25 protein-coding genes are annotated in these 22166 nt (G+C 57.7%); 10 read left to right on the top strand and 15 right to left on the bottom strand.

All coding sequences use genetic code 11. The features are described from left to right. Nucleotides 1-66: 66 nt before the first annotated feature. The 6 genes from QZ487_RS00640 to hisB all read right to left on the bottom strand — a co-directional run bounded on the left by QZ487_RS00640 (nt 67) and on the right by hisB (nt 3593). Nucleotides 67-444, bottom strand: a complete 378-nt coding sequence (locus QZ487_RS00640) for a histidine triad nucleotide-binding protein (protein ID WP_285975877.1) — start codon at nt 442-444, stop codon at nt 67-69. A gap of 2 nt (nt 445-446) precedes the next feature. Then, on the bottom strand, nt 447-761 hold the full coding sequence (locus QZ487_RS00645) for a phosphoribosyl-ATP diphosphatase (RefSeq protein ID WP_285975878.1): 315 nt from the start codon (nt 759-761) through the stop codon (nt 447-449). 14 nt (nt 762-775) lie between these two features. Continuing rightward, nucleotides 776-1537: an imidazole glycerol phosphate synthase subunit HisF gene (gene hisF / locus QZ487_RS00650; protein WP_285975879.1), complete on the bottom strand. Its 762-nt coding sequence runs from the start codon at nt 1535-1537 to the stop codon at nt 776-778. Beyond that, nucleotides 1534-2262, bottom strand: a complete 729-nt coding sequence (gene hisA / locus QZ487_RS00655; RefSeq protein WP_296022888.1) for a 1-(5-phosphoribosyl)-5-[(5-phosphoribosylamino)methylideneamino]imidazole-4-carboxamide isomerase — start codon at nt 2260-2262, stop codon at nt 1534-1536. Before hisA ends, hisF begins: the two co-directional genes overlap by 4 nt. A gap of 115 nt (nt 2263-2377) precedes the next feature. Further along, a complete protein-coding gene (gene hisH / locus QZ487_RS00660; RefSeq protein ID WP_296022889.1) occupies nt 2378-3007 on the bottom strand; it encodes an imidazole glycerol phosphate synthase subunit HisH in 630 nt (209 codons plus the stop codon). Further along, entirely contained in the window at nt 3000-3593 is a 594-nt protein-coding gene (hisB, locus tag QZ487_RS00665; protein WP_285975882.1) for an imidazoleglycerol-phosphate dehydratase HisB, read from the bottom strand. The genes hisH and hisB overlap by 8 nt, the downstream gene beginning before the upstream one ends. 139 nt (nt 3594-3732) lie before the next feature. On the opposite strand from hisB, the gene QZ487_RS00670 reads away from it, so the two are divergent. Together QZ487_RS00670 and gmk are read left to right on the top strand one after the other, a co-directional pair. Next, nucleotides 3733-4239 carry an SspB family protein gene (locus QZ487_RS00670; protein WP_296022890.1) on the top strand — a complete coding sequence of 169 codons (507 nt, stop codon included), beginning with the start codon at nt 3733-3735 and terminating at the stop codon, nt 4237-4239. Between the two features lie 57 nt (nt 4240-4296). After that, the gene (gmk, locus tag QZ487_RS00675; RefSeq protein WP_285975884.1) at nt 4297-4944 is read left to right on the top strand and encodes a guanylate kinase; all 648 of its coding nucleotides are present in this window, start codon (nt 4297-4299) and stop codon (nt 4942-4944) included. A gap of 68 nt (nt 4945-5012) precedes the next feature. On the opposite strand, the gene QZ487_RS00680 is transcribed toward gmk, so the two are convergent. From QZ487_RS00680 to QZ487_RS00690, 3 genes are read right to left on the bottom strand one after another with little or no spacing between them, the layout of a single operon-like run. Continuing rightward, on the bottom strand, nt 5013-5816 hold the full coding sequence (locus QZ487_RS00680; RefSeq protein ID WP_296022892.1) for an SDR family oxidoreductase: 804 nt from the start codon (nt 5814-5816) through the stop codon (nt 5013-5015). A 12-nt stretch (nt 5817-5828) separates the two neighbouring features. Continuing rightward, nucleotides 5829-6968, bottom strand: coding sequence for an acyl-CoA dehydrogenase family protein (locus tag QZ487_RS00685; RefSeq protein ID WP_285975886.1), 1140 nt, complete (start codon nt 6966-6968; stop codon nt 5829-5831). Between the two features lie 3 nt (nt 6969-6971). Continuing rightward, a complete protein-coding gene (locus QZ487_RS00690) occupies nt 6972-8162 on the bottom strand; it encodes an acyl-CoA dehydrogenase family protein (RefSeq protein ID WP_296022893.1) in 1191 nt (396 codons plus the stop codon). Nucleotides 8163-8373: 211 nt separating this feature from the next. On the opposite strand from QZ487_RS00690, the gene QZ487_RS00695 reads away from it, so the two are divergent. From QZ487_RS00695 to QZ487_RS00710, 4 genes are all read left to right on the top strand, one after another. Continuing rightward, on the top strand, nt 8374-9798 hold the full coding sequence (locus QZ487_RS00695) for an MFS transporter (RefSeq protein ID WP_296022894.1): 1425 nt from the start codon (nt 8374-8376) through the stop codon (nt 9796-9798). A gap of 83 nt (nt 9799-9881) precedes the next feature. Then, complete coding sequence (locus QZ487_RS00700; protein WP_285975889.1) at nt 9882-11216, top strand: acyl-CoA dehydrogenase family protein; 1335 nt, start codon at nt 9882-9884, stop codon at nt 11214-11216. Between the two features lie 21 nt (nt 11217-11237). Further along, on the top strand, nt 11238-12326 hold the full coding sequence (locus QZ487_RS00705; RefSeq protein WP_285975890.1) for a Zn-dependent alcohol dehydrogenase: 1089 nt from the start codon (nt 11238-11240) through the stop codon (nt 12324-12326). Continuing rightward, nucleotides 12326-13420 (top strand): phosphotransferase family protein, encoded by a 1095-nt coding sequence (locus tag QZ487_RS00710; RefSeq protein WP_296022896.1) that lies wholly within the window; start codon nt 12326-12328, stop codon nt 13418-13420. Before QZ487_RS00705 ends, QZ487_RS00710 begins: the two co-directional genes overlap by 1 nt. 6 nt (nt 13421-13426) lie before the next feature. Here QZ487_RS00710 and QZ487_RS00715 read toward each other — a convergent pair whose 3' ends face one another. After that, on the bottom strand, nt 13427-15790 hold the full coding sequence (locus QZ487_RS00715; protein WP_296022897.1) for a S8 family peptidase: 2364 nt from the start codon (nt 15788-15790) through the stop codon (nt 13427-13429). Nucleotides 15791-15938: 148 nt separating this feature from the next. Here QZ487_RS00715 and dapD point away from each other — a divergent pair, with 148 nt between their 5' ends. After that, nucleotides 15939-16778: a 2,3,4,5-tetrahydropyridine-2,6-dicarboxylate N-succinyltransferase gene (gene dapD, locus QZ487_RS00720; protein WP_296022898.1), complete on the top strand. Its 840-nt coding sequence runs from the start codon at nt 15939-15941 to the stop codon at nt 16776-16778. 87 nt (nt 16779-16865) lie between these two features. After that, complete coding sequence (locus QZ487_RS00725) at nt 16866-17021, top strand: hypothetical protein (RefSeq protein ID WP_296022899.1); 156 nt, start codon at nt 16866-16868, stop codon at nt 17019-17021. A 3-nt stretch (nt 17022-17024) separates the two neighbouring features. Here QZ487_RS00725 and QZ487_RS00730 read toward each other — a convergent pair whose 3' ends face one another. The 3 genes from QZ487_RS00730 to QZ487_RS00740 form a co-directional block, all read right to left on the bottom strand. Continuing rightward, nucleotides 17025-18290 carry a dipeptidase gene (locus tag QZ487_RS00730; RefSeq protein ID WP_296022900.1) on the bottom strand — a complete coding sequence of 422 codons (1266 nt, stop codon included), beginning with the start codon at nt 18288-18290 and terminating at the stop codon, nt 17025-17027. A 154-nt stretch (nt 18291-18444) separates the two neighbouring features. After that, nucleotides 18445-18690 (bottom strand): SWIB/MDM2 domain-containing protein, encoded by a 246-nt coding sequence (locus QZ487_RS00735; protein WP_296022902.1) that lies wholly within the window; start codon nt 18688-18690, stop codon nt 18445-18447. 27 nt (nt 18691-18717) lie between these two features. Then, entirely contained in the window at nt 18718-19311 is a 594-nt protein-coding gene (locus QZ487_RS00740; RefSeq protein ID WP_296022903.1) for a YbhB/YbcL family Raf kinase inhibitor-like protein, read from the bottom strand. Nucleotides 19312-19594: 283 nt separating this feature from the next. On the opposite strand from QZ487_RS00740, the gene QZ487_RS00745 reads away from it, so the two are divergent. Together QZ487_RS00745 and QZ487_RS00750 are read left to right on the top strand one after the other, a co-directional pair. Beyond that, a complete protein-coding gene (locus QZ487_RS00745; RefSeq protein WP_367114425.1) occupies nt 19595-21025 on the top strand; it encodes a S41 family peptidase in 1431 nt (476 codons plus the stop codon). Between the two features lie 3 nt (nt 21026-21028). Next, nucleotides 21029-21361 (top strand): DUF962 domain-containing protein, encoded by a 333-nt coding sequence (locus QZ487_RS00750; protein ID WP_285975898.1) that lies wholly within the window; start codon nt 21029-21031, stop codon nt 21359-21361. Here the strand turns inward: QZ487_RS00750 and QZ487_RS00755 are convergent. Both QZ487_RS00755 and QZ487_RS00760 read right to left on the bottom strand, forming a co-directional pair. After that, on the bottom strand, nt 21358-21765 hold the full coding sequence (locus QZ487_RS00755; protein ID WP_285975899.1) for a GFA family protein: 408 nt from the start codon (nt 21763-21765) through the stop codon (nt 21358-21360). The two genes, QZ487_RS00750 and QZ487_RS00755, sit on opposite strands and share 4 nt — an antisense overlap. Nucleotides 21766-21774: 9 nt before the next feature. After that, nucleotides 21775-22164: a hypothetical protein gene (locus tag QZ487_RS00760; protein ID WP_296022904.1), complete on the bottom strand. Its 390-nt coding sequence runs from the start codon at nt 22162-22164 to the stop codon at nt 21775-21777. Between the last annotated feature and the right edge of the window lie 2 nt (nt 22165-22166).

Below are 22166 nucleotides of genomic sequence, written 5' to 3' on the forward strand. Positions count from 1 at the left end.
AAAGTGCCCATTTGCTCTGCACGCCTGAACGACGGCAAACCGAGTCTGACATACGATCAATAGTGATCAGCGCGCCAGCATGGGCCCTAACGGGTGCCCACCAAAGATGTGAACATGCAGATGCGGGACTTCCTGATGGCCATGCCCGCCAATATTAGCGAGCAGGCGATACCCCGGCTCCACCAGCCCTTTTGCGCGGGCAACTTCGCCCACCGCACGCACGAAGCCTGCGATCTCTTCCGCAGGCGCATTGGCGGAGAAATCATCCCAACTGACATACCGCCCCTTGGGAATGACCAGTGTGTGAATGTCCGCCTGCGGGTTGATGTCTTCAAATGCATAGGCCCATTCGTCTTCATAGACTTTTTTGGACGGAATCTCACCGCGCAGGATCTTCGCGAAGATGTTTGTGTCATCATAAGGCTGCGTTGCATCGATGGGCATTGCTACTCGCTCCTGCTCGCTTTCTCTTCGATTCCGGAGGTGCCTTCGCGCCGGTCAAGCTCGGCCATCACTTCCCCCAGCGTAATACGTCGGGCTTGCAACAGCACCAGCAAGTGGAAGATCAGGTCCGCTGCCTCTCCCACCACTTCTTCGCGACTGCCCGAAAGGGCGGCGATCACAGTTTCAACGGCTTCTTCACCCAGCTTTTGCGCGATCTTCTCAATCCCGGCAGCGTTGAGTTTCGCGACATAGCTGGCGTCTGGTGAAGCGGCTTTGCGCTCTGCAATCACTTGCTCAAGACGTGTCAAAGTTTCCATGCCATTGTTCTCGCTTAAACGCCGCGCGCGGGCAAGCCTGCTGCGCGTAAGGCAGCATGTGCTTCTGATATCGAATAGGTTCCGAAGTGGAAAATGCTGGCGGCCAGCACTGCGCTGGCGTGCCCCAATGTTACACCCTCAACCAGGTGATCCAGCGTGCCCACACCGCCGCTGGCGACCACAGGAACATTGACGCAATCGGCAATCTCGCGGATCAGCGCCAGATCGTAGCCCGCTTGAGTGCCGTCACCATCCATCGATGTTACCAGCAGCTCTCCCGCGCCCAATTCGGCGAGTTTCTGAGCATGCTCAACCGCATCAATGCCGGTCGGCTTGCGCCCACCATGCGTGTAAATCTGCCATCCGGCACCTGTGCGCCGTGCATCCACGCTGGCGACCATGCACTGGCTGCCGAATTTCTCTGCAATATCGGCGACCAGTTCAGGCCGCGAAACCGCCGCGCTATTCACAGCCACCTTGTCTGCACCCGCAAGCAGCAGCGCGCGCGCATCCTCAACCGTGCGCACCCCGCCGCCCACGGTCAGCGGCATGAAGCACACTTCGGCTGTGCGCCGGACAATGTCGAGCAGCGTCCCGCGCCCTTCGTGGCTGGCTGAAATATCCAGGAAACATAGCTCGTCTGCGCCCGCTTCGTCATAGGCTTTGGCCTGCTCGACCGGATCGCCAGCATCCTTCAGATCGACAAAGTTGACGCCTTTGACCACGCGCCCATCGGCAACGTCCAAACATGGGATGACGCGGATACGGACGGTCATTCACGCCCCGCCATTGCAATCGCTGCAGCCAAATCAAGCCAGCCTTCATACAATGCCCTGCCCGTGATTACGCCTTCGATCCCTTCATGCGCGTTGAGCGAGAGCACGTGAATGTCATCCAGCCCCTTTACCCCGCCGCTCGCAATTACGGGAATGTCCACGCGCCGCGCCAGATCGAGCGTCGCGTCGATATTGCAGCCTTTCAGCATTCCATCGCGGCCAATGTCCGTGAACAACAGACTCGCAACGCCTGCGTCCTCAAACCTGCGGGCGAGATCGACAACGGGCACGTCCGAAACCTCGGCCCAGCCCTCGGTTGCGACCATACCATCCTTGGCATCCACCGCAACAACGATGCCGCCTTCCCATTCCTTCGCCATTTCCTTGACGAATTCGGGATCTTTCAGCGCGGCTGAGCCCATAACTACGCGCGCAACGCCAAGATAGAACCAGGCTTCGACCGCTTCGGGGCTGCGGATACCGCCGCCCAGCTGCACATAGCCGGGGAATGCCTCGACGATGGCTTTAACCGCTTCAACATTGCGCCCCTCGCCCGCAAAGCTGCCGTCAAGATCGACCACATGCAGGTGCTGCGCGCCAGCTTCAGCAAAGATCATGGCCTGCGCCGCCGGATTATCTCCGTACACGGTTGCGCGATCCATATCGCCTTCGGCCAGCCTCACGACCTCGCCAGCCTTCAGATCGATGGCGGGAAATACGATCATGGAGTTGTCTCCGATAGCCTGGCCACCCGCGCCCTCCACCCTTCCACCCGGATGGTATCCCGGTAGGCTCCGGGCGGAAGGGTGGAGGGTGCGGACGGCATGGGTTGCGAGAACATCACGGTCTCCACTCCAAAAATCTCTCGAGCATCGCCAGCCCATATGCTTGGCTCTTTTCAGGGTGAAACTGCACACCCAGAATATTGTCACGCGCAACCGCCGCGACCAGACCTTCGCCGTGGTCCGTCATCGCGGCAACATCCGATCCATTGGCTGCGGCAAAGTGGTAGGAATGAAGGAAATAGGCCTCGCCATCTTCCAGCACAGGATGGTTCTTCGCATGCGGCATCAAAGCTACATCGTTCCAGCCCATATGTGGCACTTTGATGGACGGGTCGGTTGGTTCGATCAGCCGCACATCCCCTTCGATCCAACCAAGACCGCGCGTTGTGCCATGCTCCAGCCCACGTGTCGCAAGCAATTGCATGCCCACGCAAATGCCAAGGAACGGCATGCCTTTTTCAAGCACACGTTCTTCCAGCGCTTCGACCATACCGGGGATGGAACGAAGCCCCTTTGCGCAGGCCTTGAAGCTGCCAACACCGGGCAGCACAATCCGCCGCGCTCCACGCACCAAATCAGGGTCGGCGGTGACCGCAATATGCTCCGCCCCTGCCGCCTTCAGCGCGTTGTGAACCGAATGCAGATTGCCAGCGCCATAGTCGATCAGCGCGAGCGCTTCAGCCACCGAGCTGCCCCTTGGTTGAAGGAATGGCCCCTCCTTTACGCGGGTCTTGCTCGACCGCGATTCGCATCGCACGGGCAAAACCCTTGTACAGCGCCTCGCAAATATGGTGGTTATTGGTGCCGTAGAGCAGTTCCATGTGGAGCGTGATGCCCGCCGTCTGCGACACAGAATGGAACCAGTGCTCAATCAGTTCGGTATCCCACTCACCCAGCTTTTCCTGCGTGAAACCGGCCTTCCATACAAAGTAGGGGCGGCCCGAGATATCCAGCGCGACGCGCGCCAAAGTCTCATCCATCGGGGAATAGGCGCTGCCGTAGCGGCCAATACCAGCCTTGTCGCCCAGCGCCGCCGAGATCGCCTGACCCAATGCAATCGCGCTGTCTTCGGTAGTGTGGTGTTGATCGACATGCAGATCGCCGTCGACCTTCATGGTCACATCGATCAGCGAATGCTTCGAGAACTGCTCAACCATGTGGTCGAGAAATCCGATTCCTGTCGACACATCATAGCTACCGGTCCCATCGAGATTGACCTCGATCAGAATGCCGGTTTCAGCCGTCTTTCGCTCAATTCGCCCGGTGCGCATAACTCAACCTGTGATCTGTGCAGGCGGCTATAAGGGCTTGGCGCAAATGCACAAGTATTGCTGCGGCGCGGTATAACCGCGCGATTGATGTCGATTGCGGCTTGACCACAGCCGCGCACAGCGGCACGATTTATCTGCAATGAGTGATGACACGCCCGATAGCCTGATCCCGTATGACGAGATCGTTCAAGAAGCGCTGCGCGCCGTGGTTGGCCGCGTGCTCGGCGAGATTGTGGCTGGCGGTAGCGAACTTCCCGGGGAGCATCATTTCTACATTACCTTCAAAACCGGCGCGCCGGGCGTTTCCATTCCAAAGCATCTGTGCGAGCGCTTCCCGGACGAGATGACGATCGTTCTGCAGAACAAGTTCTGGGAACTGAACGTGACTGATCATGGCTTTTCCGTCGGCCTGAGCTTCAATCAAATTCCGGCGAAGCTGGAAATTCCCTTCAGCGCGATCACCGCATTCGTTGATCCAGCGGTCGATTTTGGCCTGCAATTTCAGGCGACTGGCGACGACATGCCGCCCGAAGAGCATGAGAGTGCGCAGAATGATGGATCGGGAAGCGATGGCTCTAGCGAAGCACACGGCGCGCCTGATGATGGCTCGAACGTCGTGACCGTGGACTTCGGCCGCAAAAAATAGGCGGGTTTCGCCCCACCAACTCTTGATTTTGAAGGCTGCCTTGCGCCAACAGCGCACATGGACGCAGAAAAGCAACAAAACGACAAACTCCATCGCCGCGGGTTGATGTTCATCCTGTCCTCGCCATCGGGGGCAGGCAAAACGACCATGTCGCATAAGCTGCTGATGGCTGATGAAGAGATCAAGCTGTCGGTTTCAGCGACCACCCGCCCCAAGCGCCCGGGTGAGGTGGACGGCATAGATTACCACTTCGTGAGCGATGCCGAGTTCGACCGGATGGTCGAGAAAGACGAGTTCTACGAATGGGCCAATGTCTTTGATTATCGCTATGGCACGCCCAAAGCCTATATTCGCAAAGGCTTGAAAGAGGGCGAAGATTTTCTGTTCGACATCGATTGGCAGGGTACGCAGCAGCTCTACCAGCAAGACCAGCAGGACGTGGTCAGCGTATTTATCCTCCCGCCTAGTCTAACCGAATTGCGCCGCCGGTTGGAAAGCCGTGCGCAAGACAGTGCTCAAGTCATTGATGGCCGGATGGAGCGGGCGCGCAGCGAAATCAGCCACTGGGCCGAGTATGACTATGTGGTGATCAATGACGATGTCGATGAATGCTTCGTCAAAGTGCGCGAGATCCTGCATGCAGAGCGCATGCGCCGCACGCGCCAGACCGGGCTGATCCCGTTCGTACGCGAATTGACCGCATAGGGCTCTCGAAGGAAAAAGGCCGGAAGATCGCTCCTCCGGCCCCAAAAGAATCTCTCACTTAAGATGCTTCAGCCCGCTGGATCGTTGAAGGTGCTGGGCAACCAAGCATTCACGACGCCGCCGTCTACGATCACGGTTTCGCCGACGACATAGTCGCCCGCACGGCTGCACAGGTAAATCGCAGCGGCGGCCATATCTTCAGCCGTGCCGATCCGCCTGGCCGGAATGCCTGCAGCCGATGCATCGGGCGCGTTCTTGGCCGCTTTGTTCATCTCGCTAGGGAATGCACCCGGCGCGATGGAGCTGACCACGATGTTGTCCTTGATCAGGCGCGCCGCCACTCGGCGGGTCAGCTGAACCACGCCTGCTTTCGATGCTTGGTAGGCATAGGTTTCCCACGGGTTAATGCGGAAACCGTCAATCGATGAGACGTTGATCACCTTGGCAGGGCGGCCTTCACTTGCAGCAGCTACCAGCAGGTTATGCAGCTTTTGCGTCAGGAAGAACGGCGTCTTGACGTTCAGATCCATGGTGCGATGCCAGCCCGCTTCGCTGAATTCGAGATAATCCTGTCCCCATGCCGCACCGGCGTTGTTGATCAGGATATCAAGCTTGTCTTCCTTGGCAGCAATCGCATCGGCCAATTGCTGCATACCATCCATTTGCGACAGATCGGCTTGCACGGGAATGACCTTGTCAGCGCCGAATTCCTCGACGGCTTCCTGCATCTGCTCGATCTTGCGCGCTGAGATATACACCCGTGCGCAGCCCGCGGCGAGCAGACCTTCAACGAACATCTTGCCGATCCCGCGTGATCCGCCTGTTACCAGCGCAACACGTCCGTCAAGGCCGAAAAGTGATTGAATATCCATGAACTGGTCCCCTTAATATCCGCTCAGCTCGGCCACACGATTGGTATGGTAATAGGCGTCACCCAGGAATTCCTGCAGAGCGCGATCACGCTTCATATAGAGCCCGATGTCATATTCGTCGGTCATGCCGATACCGCCATGCATCTGCACGCCTTCGCGCACAGCAAGGCCGGCAGTCTTTGCGACCTTGGCCTTTGCGACCGACACCATCAGGTCCGCCTTTTCGCTGCCGCCGTCCAGCAGCTGCTGCGCCTTGATAACCGCCGCTCGTGCAATCTCGACTTCGGAGTAAAGATGCGCAGCTCGGTGCTGCAGCGCCTGGAATTCGCCGATCAGCTTGCCGAACTGTTTGCGCTGCTTGAGGTAATCGACGGTCATATCCATCGCTCCGCGTGCAACACCGACACCTTCAGCCGCAGAGCCAACGCGGCCCGCATTCAGGATCTTGTTTAGCACCTCGCGCCCGCCATCAACTTCACCGATCACCGCGCCGCCATCCAGTTCGACATTGTCGAATGTGGTGTGCGTCGCCATCGAGCTGTCGACCAGGCGAACCGCGTCGTGGCTCATGCCAGCCGCATCCTTGGGCACAGCAAACAGCGTGATGCCATCTTCATCGGCATCGCTGCCTGACGTGCGCGCAGCGACAATGATCATGTCAGAGCTTGCGCCCTGAACAACAAAGTCCTTCTTGCCCGAGAGCTTGAAGCCATTGCCTGACTTTTCCGCCTTGCAAGCAATCCGTTCTGGCCGGTGCTTCGCGCCTTCGTCGATCGCAACCGCGAATACGCTGTCGCCTGCAACCAAGCCTGGCAGATAGCGGCCGCGCAGCTCTTCGCTGGCTTCGCCGAGCGCGGTTACTGCCAGCACAGAGCTGGTCAGGAAAGGTGACGGCGTCAAGTTGCGGCCAATCTCTTCCAGCACGATGCCCGCTTCGACATGGCCCATGCCAAGCCCGCCGTCTTCTTCGGAAACGAGGATGCCGGTAAAGCCCAACTCTGCCATTTCCTTCCACAGCGCGTGGCCGAATCCGTCCTTGCAATTGCGGTCGCGCCAATGGCGCAGCTGTTTCGCAATGGCACCTTCTTCGGCCATAAACTGGCTCGCGGTTTCCGCGAGCATGGCCTGATCTTCATTATGATAAAGGGGCATCGATCAAGCTCCCGGCAGATCAAGAATACGTTTGGAAATGACGTTCAGCATCACTTCGGATGTGCCGCCTTCGATCGAGTTCGCCTTGGTGCGCAGCCAGTTACGCGATGGCTTGCCGCCGCCTGTCTCTTCGCTGTCCCATTCCAGGCTGCGCGATCCGCCCGCGCTCATCATCAGCTCATGGCGGCGCTTGTTCAGTTCGGTGCCGGCATATTTCATCATATTGGGCTGCGCCGGATGCGCTTTGCCCACCTTGATCTCGTCGAGGAACTTCTCACCCATGCAGCCATAGGCGAGCGCATCGACGTCAAAGTCAGCAAGGTCTGCACGCAGTATCGGATCAAGCTCACCGCCATCCTTGTTGGCATGGCGTGACATCGCAGCACCAAGAGTGCCTGTATTGCCGCCGTCCGCGCCAGAGATCATCTCGCGCTCATGGCCGAGCAGATATTTCGCCACATCCCAGCCGCGATTGATCTCACCCACATAGCCCGGGCAGTCCTCGCCATAGCTCTTGGGCACTTTGACATCGTCAAAGAAGGTTTCGCAGAACGGGCTGCTGCCGCTGATCAGCTTGATCGGCTTGGTGGACACGCCTTCGCCCGCCATGTCGAACAGCATGAAGGTGATGCCCTGATATTTGTTTTCCTTGTCGGTTCGGACAAGGCAGAAAATCCAGTCGGCGTGATCTGCGTATGAGGTCCAGATCTTCTGGCCATTGACCACCCAATGGTCACCTTTGTCTTCGCCAAAGGTTTGCATCGAGACGAGGTCAGAGCCGCTGCCCGGCTCTGAATATCCCTGACACCAACGGATTTCACCGCGGGCGATTTCATTGAGGAACCGCTGCTTCTGACCTTCGGTACCAAAGTGCAGCAATGCCGGGCCAAGCATCCAGATGCCGAACGAGCTAAGCGGCGAGCGCGCGCCGATGGCCGCCATTTCCTGACGCAACACTTTGGCTTCTGCCGGGCTCAGGCCAGCCCCGCCATATTCCTTGGGCCATGCAGGCACGGTATAGCCCTTGGCCACACAAGCCTCAAACCAGGCCTTCTGCGCGTCATTCTTGAAAGTAGCGCTGCGGCCACCCCAATAGACATCGTCTTCATCGCGCACTGGCTGGCGCATTTCGGGGGGGCAATTTGATTGAAGCCAAGCGCGGGTTTCTTCGCGGAAGCTCTCCAGATCGGACATGTCCGACTCTCCTCTATTGGTCTCTCACTTGACGCTTACGTTAGGGTGATTTGCACCCTTCCCGCAAGCACAGTCGTGACAGGCCCGTATGCCGTAGCGTCAGGACAGATTGCGTTGACGTAAGCGGAGGTTCGCTTACGCTAACGGCAATGCATGGGGAGAGCTGCATGTCCAGATTCGCGCTGATTCGCCGCATCAAACGGGTGCGCGCATGACGGATATTGTTCAGCGCCTGCCGCTTCGAACCAAGCTGACCTACGGTTTCGGATCTGTTGCCTACGGCATCAAGGACAATGGCTTCGCCACATTCCTGCTGTTCTATTACAATCAGGTCGTTGGCATGCGGGCCGATCTTGTCAGCCTCGCTATTGCTCTGGCGCTGATTGCTGACGCTTTCATTGACCCCATGGTCGGCCATTGGAGCGACAAGACACGCACGAGGATCGGCCGCCGTCACCCCTGGCTCTATGCATCGGTTATCCCGATCGCGATCACTTGGATCCTATTGTGGCATCCGCCCGCGATGAGCGAATGGGAGACCTTCGGATATCTCTTCCTGACAGCCATGTTCGTGCGAATCGCGTTCTCCGCTTACGAAGTGCCCTCGCTGGCACTGCTGCCGGAGCTAAGCCGGGACTACCACGATCGCACCGCCATCATGCGTTACCGATTCCTGTTCGGATGGGGCGGCGGCCTCGCCATCATGTTCCTGGCCTACGCCGTATTCCTGGCACCGACGGAGGAATTTGCCAACGGCCAGCTCAATCCGGCGGGCTATTCGCAATATGCGATCCTGGGCGCTTGCGTGATGGTCATTGCAGCACTGACCGCCGCAATCGCAACCCAAAAGCAGATCGTGAAGCAGTATCAAGGCAACACCAAATTGGCCGATACTGCGCATGGAATGTCCGAGTTTCTTGGCGCATTCCGATACAAACCATTCCTGCTGTTGATGTTTGCGGGCGTGTTTGCCTTCACCAACCAATGGCTGATCTTCGCGCTTTCGATCTATCTCTTCACGCATGTGTGGGAATTCACACAAGGCCAGTTCACAGTCTATTCGGCGATGCTTTTCATTGCCGCATTTGTGGCCTTTGTCGCGGTGACGCCGGTCTCAATAAGGCTTGGCAAAGCGAGAGCGGCCGCGCTGTTGACGGTCATCTCGCTTACTCTGGGCACGCTGCCTTATTGGCTACGGTTTGCCGACCTGTTCCCCGTTGCAGGTACTCCGATCATGTTCCCGGTCTTGCTGACATTCCTTGTCGCCTCAACCGCCGCGGGAATTTCCGCGATGATACTGACACTGTCGATGATTGCCGACGTGTCCGATCACTATGAGTTCGAAACCGGCAAGAAGACCGAAGGGCTGTTTTCGTCTGGCATGTTCTTCATGCAAAAGATCGTGAATGGGATCGGCATCCTGCTGTCTGGCCTCATAATCGCTCTGGTGGGATTGCCGTCCGGAGCGGGTGCAGGGACGGTGGATGGCGCGATAGTAGACAATCTCGCGCTTTCGTATCTGGCGATTGCCACCGTAATCAGCCTGATCGGGGCATGGGCTTACACCTTGTTCCCGCTGGGCGAGAATGAACACGCGGTTCGTGAAGCACATCGTGGCGGAGGCGCTGCGAGTTAAACTATCAAATCAATGCTTGGCGCATACCATCGGCTCTGCCACGGTCGCGCCAAATCGACGGACAAAATTGACAGGAGAACCCCATGGATTTCGAACCGACAGAACGCCAGCAATACTGGGTCGGCCGCGTGCGCGACTTCATCGAAGCCAATGTACGCCCGGCTGTAGCGACTTATAAGGCGCAAGACGCCGAAGGTGACCGCTGGAAAGTGATCCAGGTGGTTGAAGATCTAAAGGCCAAGGCCAAGGGCGAAGGCATCTGGAACCTGTTCATGCCGCCGCGCAATGACAGCCACCACCATGTTGACGAGACCTTCGAATTTGAAGGTCCCGGCCTGACCAACCTTGAGTACGCGCTATGCGCGGAAGAGATGGGCCGCATCGGTTTCGCTTCGGAAGTTTTCAACTGCTCCGCGCCGGATACCGGCAATATGGAAGTCTTTTTCCGCTATGGCACGCGCGAGCAAAAGGATCGCTGGCTGACCCCGCTGATGAATGGCGAGATCCGTTCTGCCTTTTTGATGACGGAGCCTTACACAGCCAGCTCTGACGCGACCAATATCGAAACCCGGATCGAGCGTGATGGCGATGAATATGTCATCAATGGCCGCAAATGGTGGTCATCCGGGCTGGGTGATCCGCGCTGTAAAGTCGCGATCGTGATGGGCAAGACCAATTTCGAGGCCAAGCGTCACGCGCAGCAATCGCAGGTTATTGTCCCGATGGATACGCCGGGCGTTAACATCCTGCGCCATTTGCCGGTGTTCGGCTATGACGATGCACCGCATGGCCATATGGAAGTCGAACTGACGGACGTGCGCGTACCAGTCGAGAATGTTCTTCTGGGTGAAGGACGCGGTTTCGAGATTGCGCAAGGTCGCTTGGGCCCGGGCCGCATCCACCACTGCATGCGCACCATCGGTGTTGCCGAGGAAGCGCTGCACAAGATGTGCAAGCGTCTGCAGGAACGCGAAGCTTTCGGCAAACCGATCTACAAGCATTCGGTTTGGGAGGAGCGCGTGGCACGTGCCCGGATCGATATCGACATGACCCGTCTGCTTTGCCTCAAGGCTGCTGACATGATGGACAAGGTCGGCAACAAGACGGCGAAACAGGAGATCGCGATGATCAAGGTACAGGCACCGAATATGGCGCTGCGGATCATTGACGATGCAATCCAGGCGCATGGCGGCGGCGGCGTGTCAGATGACTATGGCTTGGCCAATGCCTATGCGCATCAACGCACGCTGCGACTGGCCGATGGGCCGGATGAAGTCCATGCGCGTTCGATCGCTCGCATGGAATTCGCCAAGCATATGCCGCAGGCTGGCCCAACCGCAAACGCGCTGCGCGATGGCAATGCGCCGACGATGGGCGATGACAGCTTCAGCTCTGGTGATATGGGCGTGGCGCGCTAAACGGGGGCATAGGAGAGAAACATGGCTAAGGCAGCAATACTGGAAACGCCCGGTCAAGGCCTCGTGATCGGGGGCATCAAGCTCGCCGATCCTGCGCCACACGAAGTGCTGATCGACACCAAAGCCTGCGGGCTTTGTCATTCGGATCTGCACTTCATCGACGGGGCATATCCGCACCCGCTGCCTGCCATTCCCGGCCATGAGGCGGCCGGTGTTGTTCGCGCTGTGGGCAGCGAAGTACGCAGCGTGAAGCCGGGCGATCATGTGGTCTCATGTCTCAGCGCGTTTTGCGGCCAATGCGAGTTCTGTGTGACCGGACGCATGGCGTTGTGCCTTGGTGCCAATACCCGACGCGGGCCTGATAGCGCGCCGCGTATTAGCCGGGCAGACGGTTCACCCGTGAACCAGATGCTCAATCTCTCTGCGTTCAGCGAGCAAATGCTGATCCATGAAAATGCCTGTGTTTCCATCGACAAGGATATGCCGCTGGATCGTGCCGCTGTGATCGGTTGCGCTGTCACGACCGGCGCAGGCACAATCTTCAACGCGGCCAATGTGACCCCGGGCGAGACTGTGCTGGTGGTCGGTTGCGGCGGGGTTGGCCTTGCCGCCATCAACGCCGCCAAGATAGCTGGCGCAGGTAAAGTGATCGCGGCTGATCCTTTGCCCAAAAAGCGGGAGCTGGCGAAGGTGCTGGGCGCAACACACACGGTCGACGCATTGGCTGACGATGTTGTGAAGCAGATCATGGATATCTCTGGTGGCGGCGTGCACTACGGTATCGAAGCCGTCGGGCGGCAGGCTTCAGCTGATCTGGCGGTCGCTTCGCTGCGGCGCGGCGGCACAGCGATCATCCTCGGCATGATGCCGTTGGACTGCAAAGTCGGTTTGGGCGCGATGGATTTGCTCAGCGGCAAGAAGCTGCAAGGCGCGATCATGGGCGAAAACCACTTCCCCGTGGACCTGCCGCGTCTGGTGGATTTCTACATGCGCGGGCTGCTCGATCTCGACACCATCATTGCCGAACGCATTCCGCTGGAGGATATCAACAAGGGCTTCGACAAGATGCGCGAGGGGCATTCAGCACGCAGCGTGGTGGTGTTTGACTGATGGCTGACAATAAGGGCGGAATGCCGGATATAGATTTCGACAAGGAAATGGTCGGCACGATTGAAGTGCCCGAAGCTGATCAGCTTGATCTTGAGAAACTGACTCAATGGTTCGAAGCCAATGTGGAAGGCTATGCCGGCCCGATCAGCTACACCAAGTTCAAAGGCGGGCAGTCGAACCCGACTTATCGGATCGATACGCCGGGTGCGTCCTATGTGCTGCGTCGCCAACCCTTCGGAAAGCTACTTCCCAGCGCGCATGCGGTTGACCGCGAATACAAGGCGATGACAGGGCTTTATCCAACAGGATTTCCTGTGCCGCGCACTTACGGCTTGTGCGAAGACACAGACGTTATCGGCTCCAAATTCTTCGTCATGAGCATGGCGGATGGGCGTTCGCTGTGGAATGGTGCCCTACCCGGCTGTTCGAAAGATGATCGCCGCGAAATCTATCACTCACTGATCGATACGATGGCGGATTTGCACACCAAGGTTCCGGACGAAATCGGCCTGGGTGACTATGGCAAGCCGACCGACTATTGCGCACGCCAGATCAGCCGTTGGACCAAGCAGTACAAGCTGTCCGAAACCGAGCATCAGCCCAAGATGGAGCGGCTGATCGAATGGCTGCCTGAAACCATCCCGCCGCAGCACAATTCCAGCGTGGTTCATGGCGACTACCGGCTCGACAATGTGATTTTCCACAAGACCGAGAACCGCATCATCGCGGTTCTGGATTGGGAGCTGTCGACGCTGGGCGATCCAATCGCGGATTTCAGCTATCTGATGCTCAACTGGTACAATCCGGCTGATGGCCGTGCCGGGCTGGAAGGGCTCGATCTGGAAGAGCTTGGCATACCTTCGGTACAGGAAGCGGTTGACCGCTATGTCGAACGCACCGGCTATCCGGTACCGCCGATGGACTGGTATTTCGGATACAATCTGTTTCGCCTTGCCGGCATCATGCAGGGCATCAAGAAGCGCGTGATCGATGGGACGGCCTCGTCAGCTCATGCCAAGTCCATGAGCGAACGGGTTGCTCCGCTGATCGAGCGTGCGTATGACTTCGCGCGCGCCGCCGGAATGCCTGAATAGGGCGGCTTAGAAGTCGGCAGAGAAGCTGATCATCGCGCCAATATCGCTTTGGCTGTTGGCATAGTGACCCGGCTCGTGGCGATAGAAAACGCTGGCTCCGCCCACGCCCAACAGCAGGGGCAATTGCCAGGACATCTCGCCAACTAGTTCGCGCCCATTGGGAGCCAGCGACAAAGGCTGGATCGAATATCCTGCCGTCTCGGTCGAATAGTTAAAACTTGATGGCAGATTTAGCCGTAATCCGCCAACTTCCACACGCAATGGCTGGCTGATGCGCAGCCCCAAAGAATCGCCATGCATCAGAGCCGACGCAAGCGACACATCCAGAGCCCAGGCATTGCTGATAAACTGTGATCCATCCGTAATCACATCGCCGCGTGCAGCACGAGTCACACCGACACGGGCTTCACCACCAATTTCCCAACCGCTACCAAGGTCCCACCGCAAACTGCCATCGGCAAACAACGTATCCGCTCCATTGCGGCCAATCGCAGGGTGGAGCTGCGCGCCAAGAATACTGTGCTCCTCATGCATCCAGCTCATCCCGAGTGTGCCGGCAAGAGCGCCGAAGCGGCGATCTGCAGAGATGCCCAACGTCCGCACCCGAAAACGGTCCTTATCGCCATAAAAAAGCTCATCGAAGCGTTGTGTATAGCTAAGCCGTGCATCGCTCTCTTCGGCATGGAATGTCACGCCCCAGCTGCCCAGATCCTGGCGCAATGCAAGCGAGCCACCGACAACAGCAAAAAATCCGGAGTCGCCGCTCGTGCCCGGCGCAATCCGAAACGCTGGCTTCGAATGCCCCTGCAGTTGTGCAACCAAACCCTCAGCGTTCTGTGCAAAAGCGAGGCCCAGTTGCAGGTCGGGCGAAATCCTTGTCGCGACGCGCGCAGCCAGAACGCGCGCGCGTTCGGCATCATCCGAGCTCAATCGCAGCGAGCCGCTCCAGCCAAGACTTCCTGCACGCGCGCCGTCGCTGACATGGAATGCCAGACTTGCGTTGGTCAGGCTGAGGGAGAGTTGCCGCCCGTTCTGCTCAACCGCACCGCGCAAACGCGGCATCACACTTGACCCGTCAAAGCCAGAGCTGAGCTCGTATCTATAAGCTCTGTTGTATTTGTCCGTGACAATTGTTTGCAGGCCTTGTGATCCCAAGGCGTCACCCATCGCAGGTGACGTCACTGCAATCCGGTCCGACAGCGGCAGTCGAGCTGTATCTCCCGCCAGAGTCGTCGTACCCGCCGGCTCAAATGCGGCTGCAATATCAAGGATGCCGCGTCCAAAGATTAAGTCAGTCCCGGTGGCGCCTGCATCTGCGGCGCTCTCGAGCAAGATTTCGACAATCTCTTGCCCAGTCAGATTGGGAAAAGCTTGGGCCAACAGCGCGACAGCGCCGGCCACCTGAGGGGCCGAGAAGCTGGTGCCGGAAAAGACCGTGACGAATTCCTGCCCGTTGATCGTCTCGACGAACAGTTCACCCTCATCATAGACGCAGCAGACCTGCTCTCCCCTTGCGGTCAGGTAGAACTGGCTTTCATTGCCTGCCTGATTGCTGAACCCAGAGAAATTGCCATCTGCATCGACAGATCCGACAATGATCACATTGTCTCCGCCTGCCTGCCTGATGCTGATGGCGAACGGATCAGGTTGATCGGCCGGGATATTAGGATCGCTTCCGTCGCCCGAGTTGCCCGCGGCTACCACGACAACTACTCCAGCTGCTGATGCCCGCGCAACTGCATCCAGCAGCACTTGCGATGCACCGCCTCCACCAAGGCTTAGATTGACAACCTCGGCACCTGAATTGACCGCCAGATCAACGCCTGCTGCAATTGCTGTGTCTGCAAACAAGCAACTGAGCGATGCATCTTGCGGGGTGTCAGTGCCGCAAGAACCAGGTTCATCGGCGCGAATAGCTAGCACTTGGGCATCAAAGGCAATCCCCAACACGCCAGTGTCATCACGGGCTGCAGCCGCGACCATTGCCACATTGGTGCCGTGATCATCCTCTCCATCAATCCCGCGATTGCCCGCAACATCGGCAGAATCTGGATGAATTCGCCCGGCAAATTCAGGGCTGTCACTGTCGATGCCTGTGTCGACAATCGCGATGATCGAATCATCGCCTGTGAAACCGTCCTCCCATGCGGCAATTGCACCGTGTTGTTCCGGCCCAGTCGAAAAACGAAACTCTTCAGTATCGAAATTGGTTGGCGGCGGGGTGGGCGTGGGTGTTGGAGTGGGTGTCGGGCGTGGTGTGCTAACCGGGCTTGCTCCATTTCCGCCACCACAGGCTGTCAATAAAGCCAGCAACGAGGCTGCAACACCTATCCGACAGCGAGCAGATGGATTGATGGAAGCTCTTGCCATTACTTTCCCTACTTAATCTGCGTCCCACTAAGCCCAAACTAAGAAACTTTGTATTATCCGGCCTGCTAGTTCGGTCCGCAATCCCCCCCTTGCAGCAACAAGACGGCGCGGCTAGCAGCGCTGCAGGACTATTCACTGGAGCCTCTTTATGAGCCATGAACTTTCTACCGCAATCGAAGATGCTTGGGAACGGCGCAGCGACATAACGCCCGCCGATCAGGATGTACGCGGGATCGTCGACCAAGCGATCTCGTTGCTCGATAGCGGCGAAGCGCGCGTGGCAGAGCCAGATGGGGCCGGCAAATGGACCGTCAATCAATGGCTGAAGAAGGCGGTGTTGCTGTCATTTCGCGTGCACAACAACAGCGTTATCGAGCATGGTTCAGCCGGTGCCTCAGCGTATGACAAGGTGCCCAGCAAATTTGCCGGCTGGGGTGACAACCGCTTCAGCGAAGCCGGCTTTCGCGTTGTGCCGGGCGCAATTGTCCGCCGCGGCAGCCACATCGGCAAGGGCGTGGTTCTGATGCCCAGCTTCGTGAATATCGGCGCTTTCGTGGATGAAGGTGCAATGATCGATACATGGGCCACCGTCGGCTCATGCGCACAAATAGGCAAGAACGTGCATATTTCTGGCGGAGCCGGAATTGGCGGCGTGCTTGAGCCTTTGCAGGCAGAGCCGGTCATCATCGGTGACGGGGCATTCATCGGCGCAAGGGCCGAAGTGGCAGAGGGCGTTCGCGTCGGCGAAGGCGCTGTCTTGTCGATGGGCGTCTATCTCGGTGCATCGACCAAGATTGTTGACCGCGCCACCGGCGAAATTCACATGGGCGAAGTTCCGCCATATGCCGTTGTTGTGCCGGGTTCGATGCCCGGCAAGCCGCTACCCGATGGGAGCCCGGGGCCTTCGCTCTATTGCGCGGTGATCGTTAAGACAGTCGATGCGAAAACCCGCTCCAAGACGGGCATCAATGATCTTTTGCGCGATTGATCTTCCCAGCCGAGCCGCGCACTCAGGAGCAATGCGACGCCTCATCGATTGATGATATGTATGGCATCAGTGCGGAAAGGCAAGCACATGGAAGATCAAAACGACCAAGCCATTCACATCGAGGACGATGATGCGACAGGAGCCGTAAGGACCGGCGCGATGCGATGGGTTCTGGCCACCGGATTGCTGCTTGCGATTGTGGTGATGAGCCTCGTCTGGATTGTCCCGGCGCTGACTCCCTAAGCGCTACTCGGCACGCTCGATCAGCGTTTCGATCGGCGGTTCGCCCACCTGGCTGACCGCAAACGCCTCGGCAGCTCGCAGCGCCCGCATGGCGTTGCGCATAGAGATCTTTTCAAGATCTTCCTGACTGTATCCGCGCTTCGCGAGTTCTGTGAACAGCGCGGGATAGCCCGTCACATCTTCCAGTCCCGGTGGCGCAAACGGGATGCCATCATAGTCGCCGCCAATTCCGATCGAATCGATGCCAGATACAGCACGGACGTGATCGATGTGGTCCGCCACTTCGCGGATCGAGGATTGAGGCAGGGGATTTGTATCATCCCACAACCGCAATGCCTGCGTGACCTTTTCAGGTTGGCCTTGCCATAACGCTTTCAGCCGGGCCTCTTCGGCTTCGCGATTGGCGTTCCATTGACGCGCAGGCTCGCTGAGAAAACCGGGTACGAAAGTGATCATCACTACGCCTCCATTAGCCGGGAGGCGCTGCAGCACACTGTCCGGCACATTTCGCGCATGACCATTCATCGAGCGCGCGCTGGAATGGCTGAAAATCACCGGGGCTTGCGCGATATCCAGCACGTTGTGCATCACTTTCTCGCTGACGTGGCTCAGATCAACCTGCATGCCGATCCGGTTCATTTCGCGGATCACGTCGCGGCCGAAATCGGTCAGACCATCGTGCTCTGGTGTATCAGTCGCGCTATCCGCCCATGGCACATTGCGCGAGTGTGTAAGCGTCATGTAGCGGGCGCCAAGATCGTACATCTGGCGCAGGACAGCCAGGCTCGAACCGATCGAGTGGCCACCCTCCATCCCCATAAGAGAAGCGATCTTGCCATCTGCCAGTGCAGCCTCGATTTCGTCTGCGGTCAGGGCTAGCTGCAGATCGTCCGGATTGGCGGCGATCAAGCGTTTGGTCACATCAATCTGTTCAATCGTCATTTGCACCGCTTCAGGCTCATCGAGCGATGCTGGAACATAGACTGACCAGTATTGTGTGCCGACCTTGCCCTGCCGAAGTCGCACGATATCAGTGTGCATGGCGTTGCGGGCCGGCTGTTCCTGCGCGGTGCCGGTCGTATCCGAAAAGTCGAAATCGTTGATTTGATTGCCGAAACGCGAGCGCAGCTGGATCGGCACATCATTGTGGCCATCCATGACCGGTGCAGCTTCGAGCGCCGCCGCCGCAATCTCTTCAGCTGATTGCGCCATTGCTACGCCCGGCAGGCTCAACAAAGTCACAGCAGCGATCATGCATACAGATCTCATCGAATTATCTCCGGTATTGGCTGGATTATCTGCTCGCAGTCTTAAGACAGAGATGCCCATGATGACTAGCAATTATGTTCCAGATGTCAGCTAGGCACAAAAAAGGCGACGCAGCCCAAATCCGGGCCACGCCGCCTGATCCGTTTTCAATAATTTAGCTGAGGTGCTTGGACACAGCAGCAGTCATTTTGAACATAGAGATCTGCGCATTGCCGATCACAGCACCAAGCTTGGCGTCTGGATTGATCTGGCGCTTGTCTTTGCTGTCCTGCAGACCGTTTGCCTTGATGTATTCCCAAACCTTCGATGTCACTTGAGCACGGGACATCGGACCTTTGCCGATAACATTCTCAAGATCGCCCGAAAGTGTGACGGGTTTTTGAAGCGCGTTTCCAGCCATAATTAATTCCTTTCCAATGGGTGGCCGTTACAAATCAATTTCGTCATCGCCCCAGTCCTCCTCGTCCTCCTGCGACCGGGTATATTGGGCAACCAGCGCAGTGCTGGCGACGACTTGCCCATCCATTGCAGCGAGCAGGTCCTCCCGCGTAGCCCCTGGCATCAGGGTCAGCGGTAGTTCGAGCGCAAACAACTGGAATACGAAATGATGGGTTTCACCAACCGGAAGGTCAGGCAAAAGCCATTCTGAGTTGCCAAGCGAATTCTTGCCGGTACGCGGCGGAACTTCGCCCTCAAGGATCATGCCTTTTTGGCCCGGGATGCCCCATATCAGCCAGTGGCAGCGAGGCGCAGCGCTAGCGTCGTTCGCATCTTCTACGATGACGACCATTTCCATCGCACCCGGCGGGGGTGCTGTCCATTCGAGCGGCGGGGCGACTGCGTCTTCCTCGTCGGCTGTAAAGCATGGGTCCAGTTCACCGCCCGATTGAAACGCCGGGCTAATCAGCTTGAATCCGCCACGCCCGAAATTGCGCTCACTGCCATGCTTCGCAATCGCCAGTCCCGCATGACGGGCTGCGGGAGGCAAAACGGTGTTTAACCAGGCAGGAACTTCAGACACGAACTCGGGACCCCTCTCTCATTTGCCAGGCACAAAACTAGGGCTTTCCCGAGGGCATGACGAGGCGGCAGGCACGAAAATAAGCCCATTTTGCCCCGTAATCTGTGGGTAATTCGTGTTTGACAAAGGATTTTGCGTCTCTTGAAGAGAATTTCATTGCGTTAAACTTTGCCAAACTTAGAGTTTGCCCGTGGTGAACAAGGGCGTCATTCTGTTTGTTCACCTCCTACACAGAGTTGGTTTCATATAGCTTCGCTGTTTGCAAAACGAGAATTCAAAAGGAATGAACATGGGACTTGGCCGCGTAGCCCTGGCATCAACATTGGCTCTGGCATTGGCTGCATGCGGCGGCGGCGATAGCCAATCTGGGACCGGACCAATCGCCGGCGGCGGCGTATCCCCGACCCCGACACAATGTTCTGTTCGCGATCGGCAGGATTGGTCGCTTGCCGTACTCAATGAATGGTACCTTTTCCCCGACCTGATCGACACGTCAGTCAGGCCAGGCAGCTTCGCCACCGTTCAGGACTATCTCGATGCACTAGTGGCCCCTGCTCGTGCCGAGGACAAGGACCGGAGTTTCACGTACATTACTTCGATTGAAGAAGAAAATGCACTGATCAATTCCGGTTCCAGCGCGGGTTTCGGCATCCGCTTGGGCTATGACACAGTCAACAACCGCGTGTTTGTGATCGAAGCCTTCGAGGGAGCACCGGGCCTGGCCGCAGGGCTCGATCGCGGGACCGAGTTGCTAGAAATCGGCACCAGCAGCACAAATACACAAAGCGTGTCTTCATTGATGGCATCTGGCGGCCCCGGCGCTGTTATTGATGCGCTTGGCCCGTCGGATCCCGGCGTCACTCGCTATATTGGTTATCGCACTGCGACCGGCGCGAGCGGCGCTGAAAACATCGTAAAGGCTGACTATGCGCTAGATCCCGTCTCTGACCGCTATGGTGTTCGTATCATAGATGATCTCGGTAAAAAGGTCGGCTATCTCAACTTGCGAACTTTCATTGTTGGCAGCGCGGATGCAGATCTGCGTGACGCATTCCAGACGTTCAAAGATCAAGGCGTGACAGAGCTGATCATCGATTTCCGCTACAACGGCGGCGGTCTTATCCGCATTGCTGATTTAATGGGGGACCTGATGGGAGCGGGCAATGTCGGCCAAGTCTGGTCAAAAACCGTGCTGCGCGACTCCAAATCGAGCGAGAACTCTACAACCAACATCCGAACCGCTTCGCAAGCGATTGCACCAACCAAGGTTGCCTTTATCGGCCGCGGCGGAACAGCATCTGCCAGCGAGCTCGTGATCAATTCCATGCTCCCCTATCTGGGCAACAATGTCGCACTGATCGGGACCAATACATTTGGCAAACCGGTTGGCCAGTTCGGCTTCGACCGCACTGAGTGTGACGATCGCTTGCGAGCTGTCGCCTTCAAGACCACCAACGCTAATGATGAAGGTGAATACTTCAGCGGTCTTGCCGGCGTCGTGCCCAACACCTGCCAGGCGAATGACGACATATTCAGGCAGCTGGGTGATCCGGCAGAGGCATCAATCGCGACTGCGCTTGATTTTCTGGCTGGGGGCAGCTGCACCGCGATTTCGGGTGGTGACCTTCGTTCAGCGCAAAGCACTGGTGGGCGCGAACTGTTGCAACCTGTGCGGCCAAATGCAGCTCAGTATCAAATCCCTGGATTGTTTTAGAAAATGACCAAAACCTATACTACTTTCGCTGAATTCTGGCCGTTCTATCTGCGTGAGCACAGCAAACCAGCTACACGAGCCTTGCACTATGTCGGCACGTCGCTGGTCGTCGCTTTGGCTGGCTATGCGCTGTTGATGGGTGAGTGGCTGTGGCTAATCGCGCTGCCGTTGGCGGGTTACTTCTTCGCTTGGCTGGCGCATTTCACAATCGAGAAGAATAGACCCGCAACCTTCACCTATCCGCTTTGGTCTCTTTTCGCCGACTTCCGCATGTGGTGGCTGTGGCTGAGCGGCGGCCTCAAGGCAGAGCTGGAGCGTGCGGGCGTCGCAGATTAAAGCGCGTCTGGAACTGTCTCAAACCCTTGGATATCACCGAGCTCGACCCAGTCTTGCGCGCTTTTCGTGTAGCAATGGAAAGCTGGCTTCAGACCGCTGGTATCATCCAGCGTTCCCGCTTTAATGAACATCACGCCTGGCGGGTGTTCGACCAGCGTGAAGACAGGCGAACCGCAATCGCCGCAAAACTGTCGCCGCACAGTTGCGCCGCTGTCACCCTTGTCATTGTAGGTTTTGACTTCGCCGACGACGTTTACCGACCCTTCCGGCACGCCAACGATGATCGAAAGCGCGCTGCCCGCCTGACGTTGGCAGTTCTTGCAATGACAGGTCACGCACATCAGCGGATCGGTCGTCAATTCATAGCGCACTTTACCGCACAGGCATCCGCCGGTCAGTCCCATCGTCTTCTCCTAATCTGTACCGCCACTTTTACCGTAGCTGACGCTCGTTTCACCCCTTGTCAGAAGGAAGATTAGGAACCCTGTGGCAAACAGCACGTCGATCGCCAAGACTGCGGTAGGAGCGTCGCCACCCGATTGGTTCATTTCTGCTGTAACCAACAAGGCAACAACGGCGACTTTGCCGAACACACCGGCCCAAATCACATCAGCGTAGCGATCAGGGTCCCGAGCGACGACGGCATATACAAGCCCGAATGCGAAAACCAATATGCCAACCAGGCGCGTATCAATCGGCGCGGATGGCCCGAGAATCACAGCAATGCCGACGAGAAAGTTGAAGATTGCTGCGATCCAGAAGAACCACGTCCAACCCCGTCTAGCGCCCGTTTCGTTCGACATAT

This window comes from uncultured Altererythrobacter sp. (assembly GCF_913057185.1).
GTDB classification, from domain to species: domain Bacteria; phylum Pseudomonadota; class Alphaproteobacteria; order Sphingomonadales; family Sphingomonadaceae; genus Erythrobacter; species Erythrobacter rubellus.

Excerpts from the sequence above, each read along its gene's own strand:
- QZ487_RS00715 (WP_296022897.1), bottom strand. The coding sequence starts at position 15,790 with ATGGCAAGAGCTTCCATCAATCCATCTGCTCGCTGTCGGATAGGTGTT.
- QZ487_RS00700 (WP_285975889.1), top strand. The coding sequence starts at position 9,882 with ATGGATTTCGAACCGACAGAACGCCAGCAATACTGGGTCGGCCGCGTG.
- QZ487_RS00670 (WP_296022890.1), top strand. The coding sequence starts at position 3,733 with ATGAGTGATGACACGCCCGATAGCCTGATCCCGTATGACGAGATCGTT.
- QZ487_RS00685 (WP_285975886.1), bottom strand. The coding sequence starts at position 6,968 with ATGCCCCTTTATCATAATGAAGATCAGGCCATGCTCGCGGAAACCGCG.
- QZ487_RS00730 (WP_296022900.1), bottom strand. The coding sequence starts at position 18,290 with ATGAGATCTGTATGCATGATCGCTGCTGTGACTTTGTTGAGCCTGCCG.
- QZ487_RS00645 (WP_285975878.1), bottom strand. The coding sequence starts at position 761 with ATGGAAACTTTGACACGTCTTGAGCAAGTGATTGCAGAGCGCAAAGCC.
- gmk (WP_285975884.1), top strand. The coding sequence starts at position 4,297 with ATGGACGCAGAAAAGCAACAAAACGACAAACTCCATCGCCGCGGGTTG.
- hisA (WP_296022888.1), bottom strand. The coding sequence starts at position 2,262 with ATGATCGTATTTCCCGCCATCGATCTGAAGGCTGGCGAGGTCGTGAGG.
- QZ487_RS00705 (WP_285975890.1), top strand. The coding sequence starts at position 11,238 with ATGGCTAAGGCAGCAATACTGGAAACGCCCGGTCAAGGCCTCGTGATC.
- QZ487_RS00735 (WP_296022902.1), bottom strand. The coding sequence starts at position 18,690 with ATGGCTGGAAACGCGCTTCAAAAACCCGTCACACTTTCGGGCGATCTT.
- QZ487_RS00725 (WP_296022899.1), top strand. The coding sequence starts at position 16,866 with ATGGAAGATCAAAACGACCAAGCCATTCACATCGAGGACGATGATGCG.
- hisF (WP_285975879.1), bottom strand. The coding sequence starts at position 1,537 with ATGACCGTCCGTATCCGCGTCATCCCATGTTTGGACGTTGCCGATGGG.
- dapD (WP_296022898.1), top strand. The coding sequence starts at position 15,939 with ATGAGCCATGAACTTTCTACCGCAATCGAAGATGCTTGGGAACGGCGC.
- QZ487_RS00745 (WP_367114425.1), top strand. The coding sequence starts at position 19,595 with ATGAACATGGGACTTGGCCGCGTAGCCCTGGCATCAACATTGGCTCTG.
- QZ487_RS00760 (WP_296022904.1), bottom strand. The coding sequence starts at position 22,164 with ATGTCGAACGAAACGGGCGCTAGACGGGGTTGGACGTGGTTCTTCTGG.
- QZ487_RS00640 (WP_285975877.1), bottom strand. The coding sequence starts at position 444 with ATGCCCATCGATGCAACGCAGCCTTATGATGACACAAACATCTTCGCG.
- QZ487_RS00695 (WP_296022894.1), top strand. The coding sequence starts at position 8,374 with ATGACGGATATTGTTCAGCGCCTGCCGCTTCGAACCAAGCTGACCTAC.
- QZ487_RS00680 (WP_296022892.1), bottom strand. The coding sequence starts at position 5,816 with ATGGATATTCAATCACTTTTCGGCCTTGACGGACGTGTTGCGCTGGTA.
- hisB (WP_285975882.1), bottom strand. The coding sequence starts at position 3,593 with ATGCGCACCGGGCGAATTGAGCGAAAGACGGCTGAAACCGGCATTCTG.
- QZ487_RS00750 (WP_285975898.1), top strand. The coding sequence starts at position 21,029 with ATGACCAAAACCTATACTACTTTCGCTGAATTCTGGCCGTTCTATCTG.
- QZ487_RS00690 (WP_296022893.1), bottom strand. The coding sequence starts at position 8,162 with ATGTCCGATCTGGAGAGCTTCCGCGAAGAAACCCGCGCTTGGCTTCAA.
- QZ487_RS00755 (WP_285975899.1), bottom strand. The coding sequence starts at position 21,765 with ATGGGACTGACCGGCGGATGCCTGTGCGGTAAAGTGCGCTATGAATTG.
- QZ487_RS00710 (WP_296022896.1), top strand. The coding sequence starts at position 12,326 with ATGGCTGACAATAAGGGCGGAATGCCGGATATAGATTTCGACAAGGAA.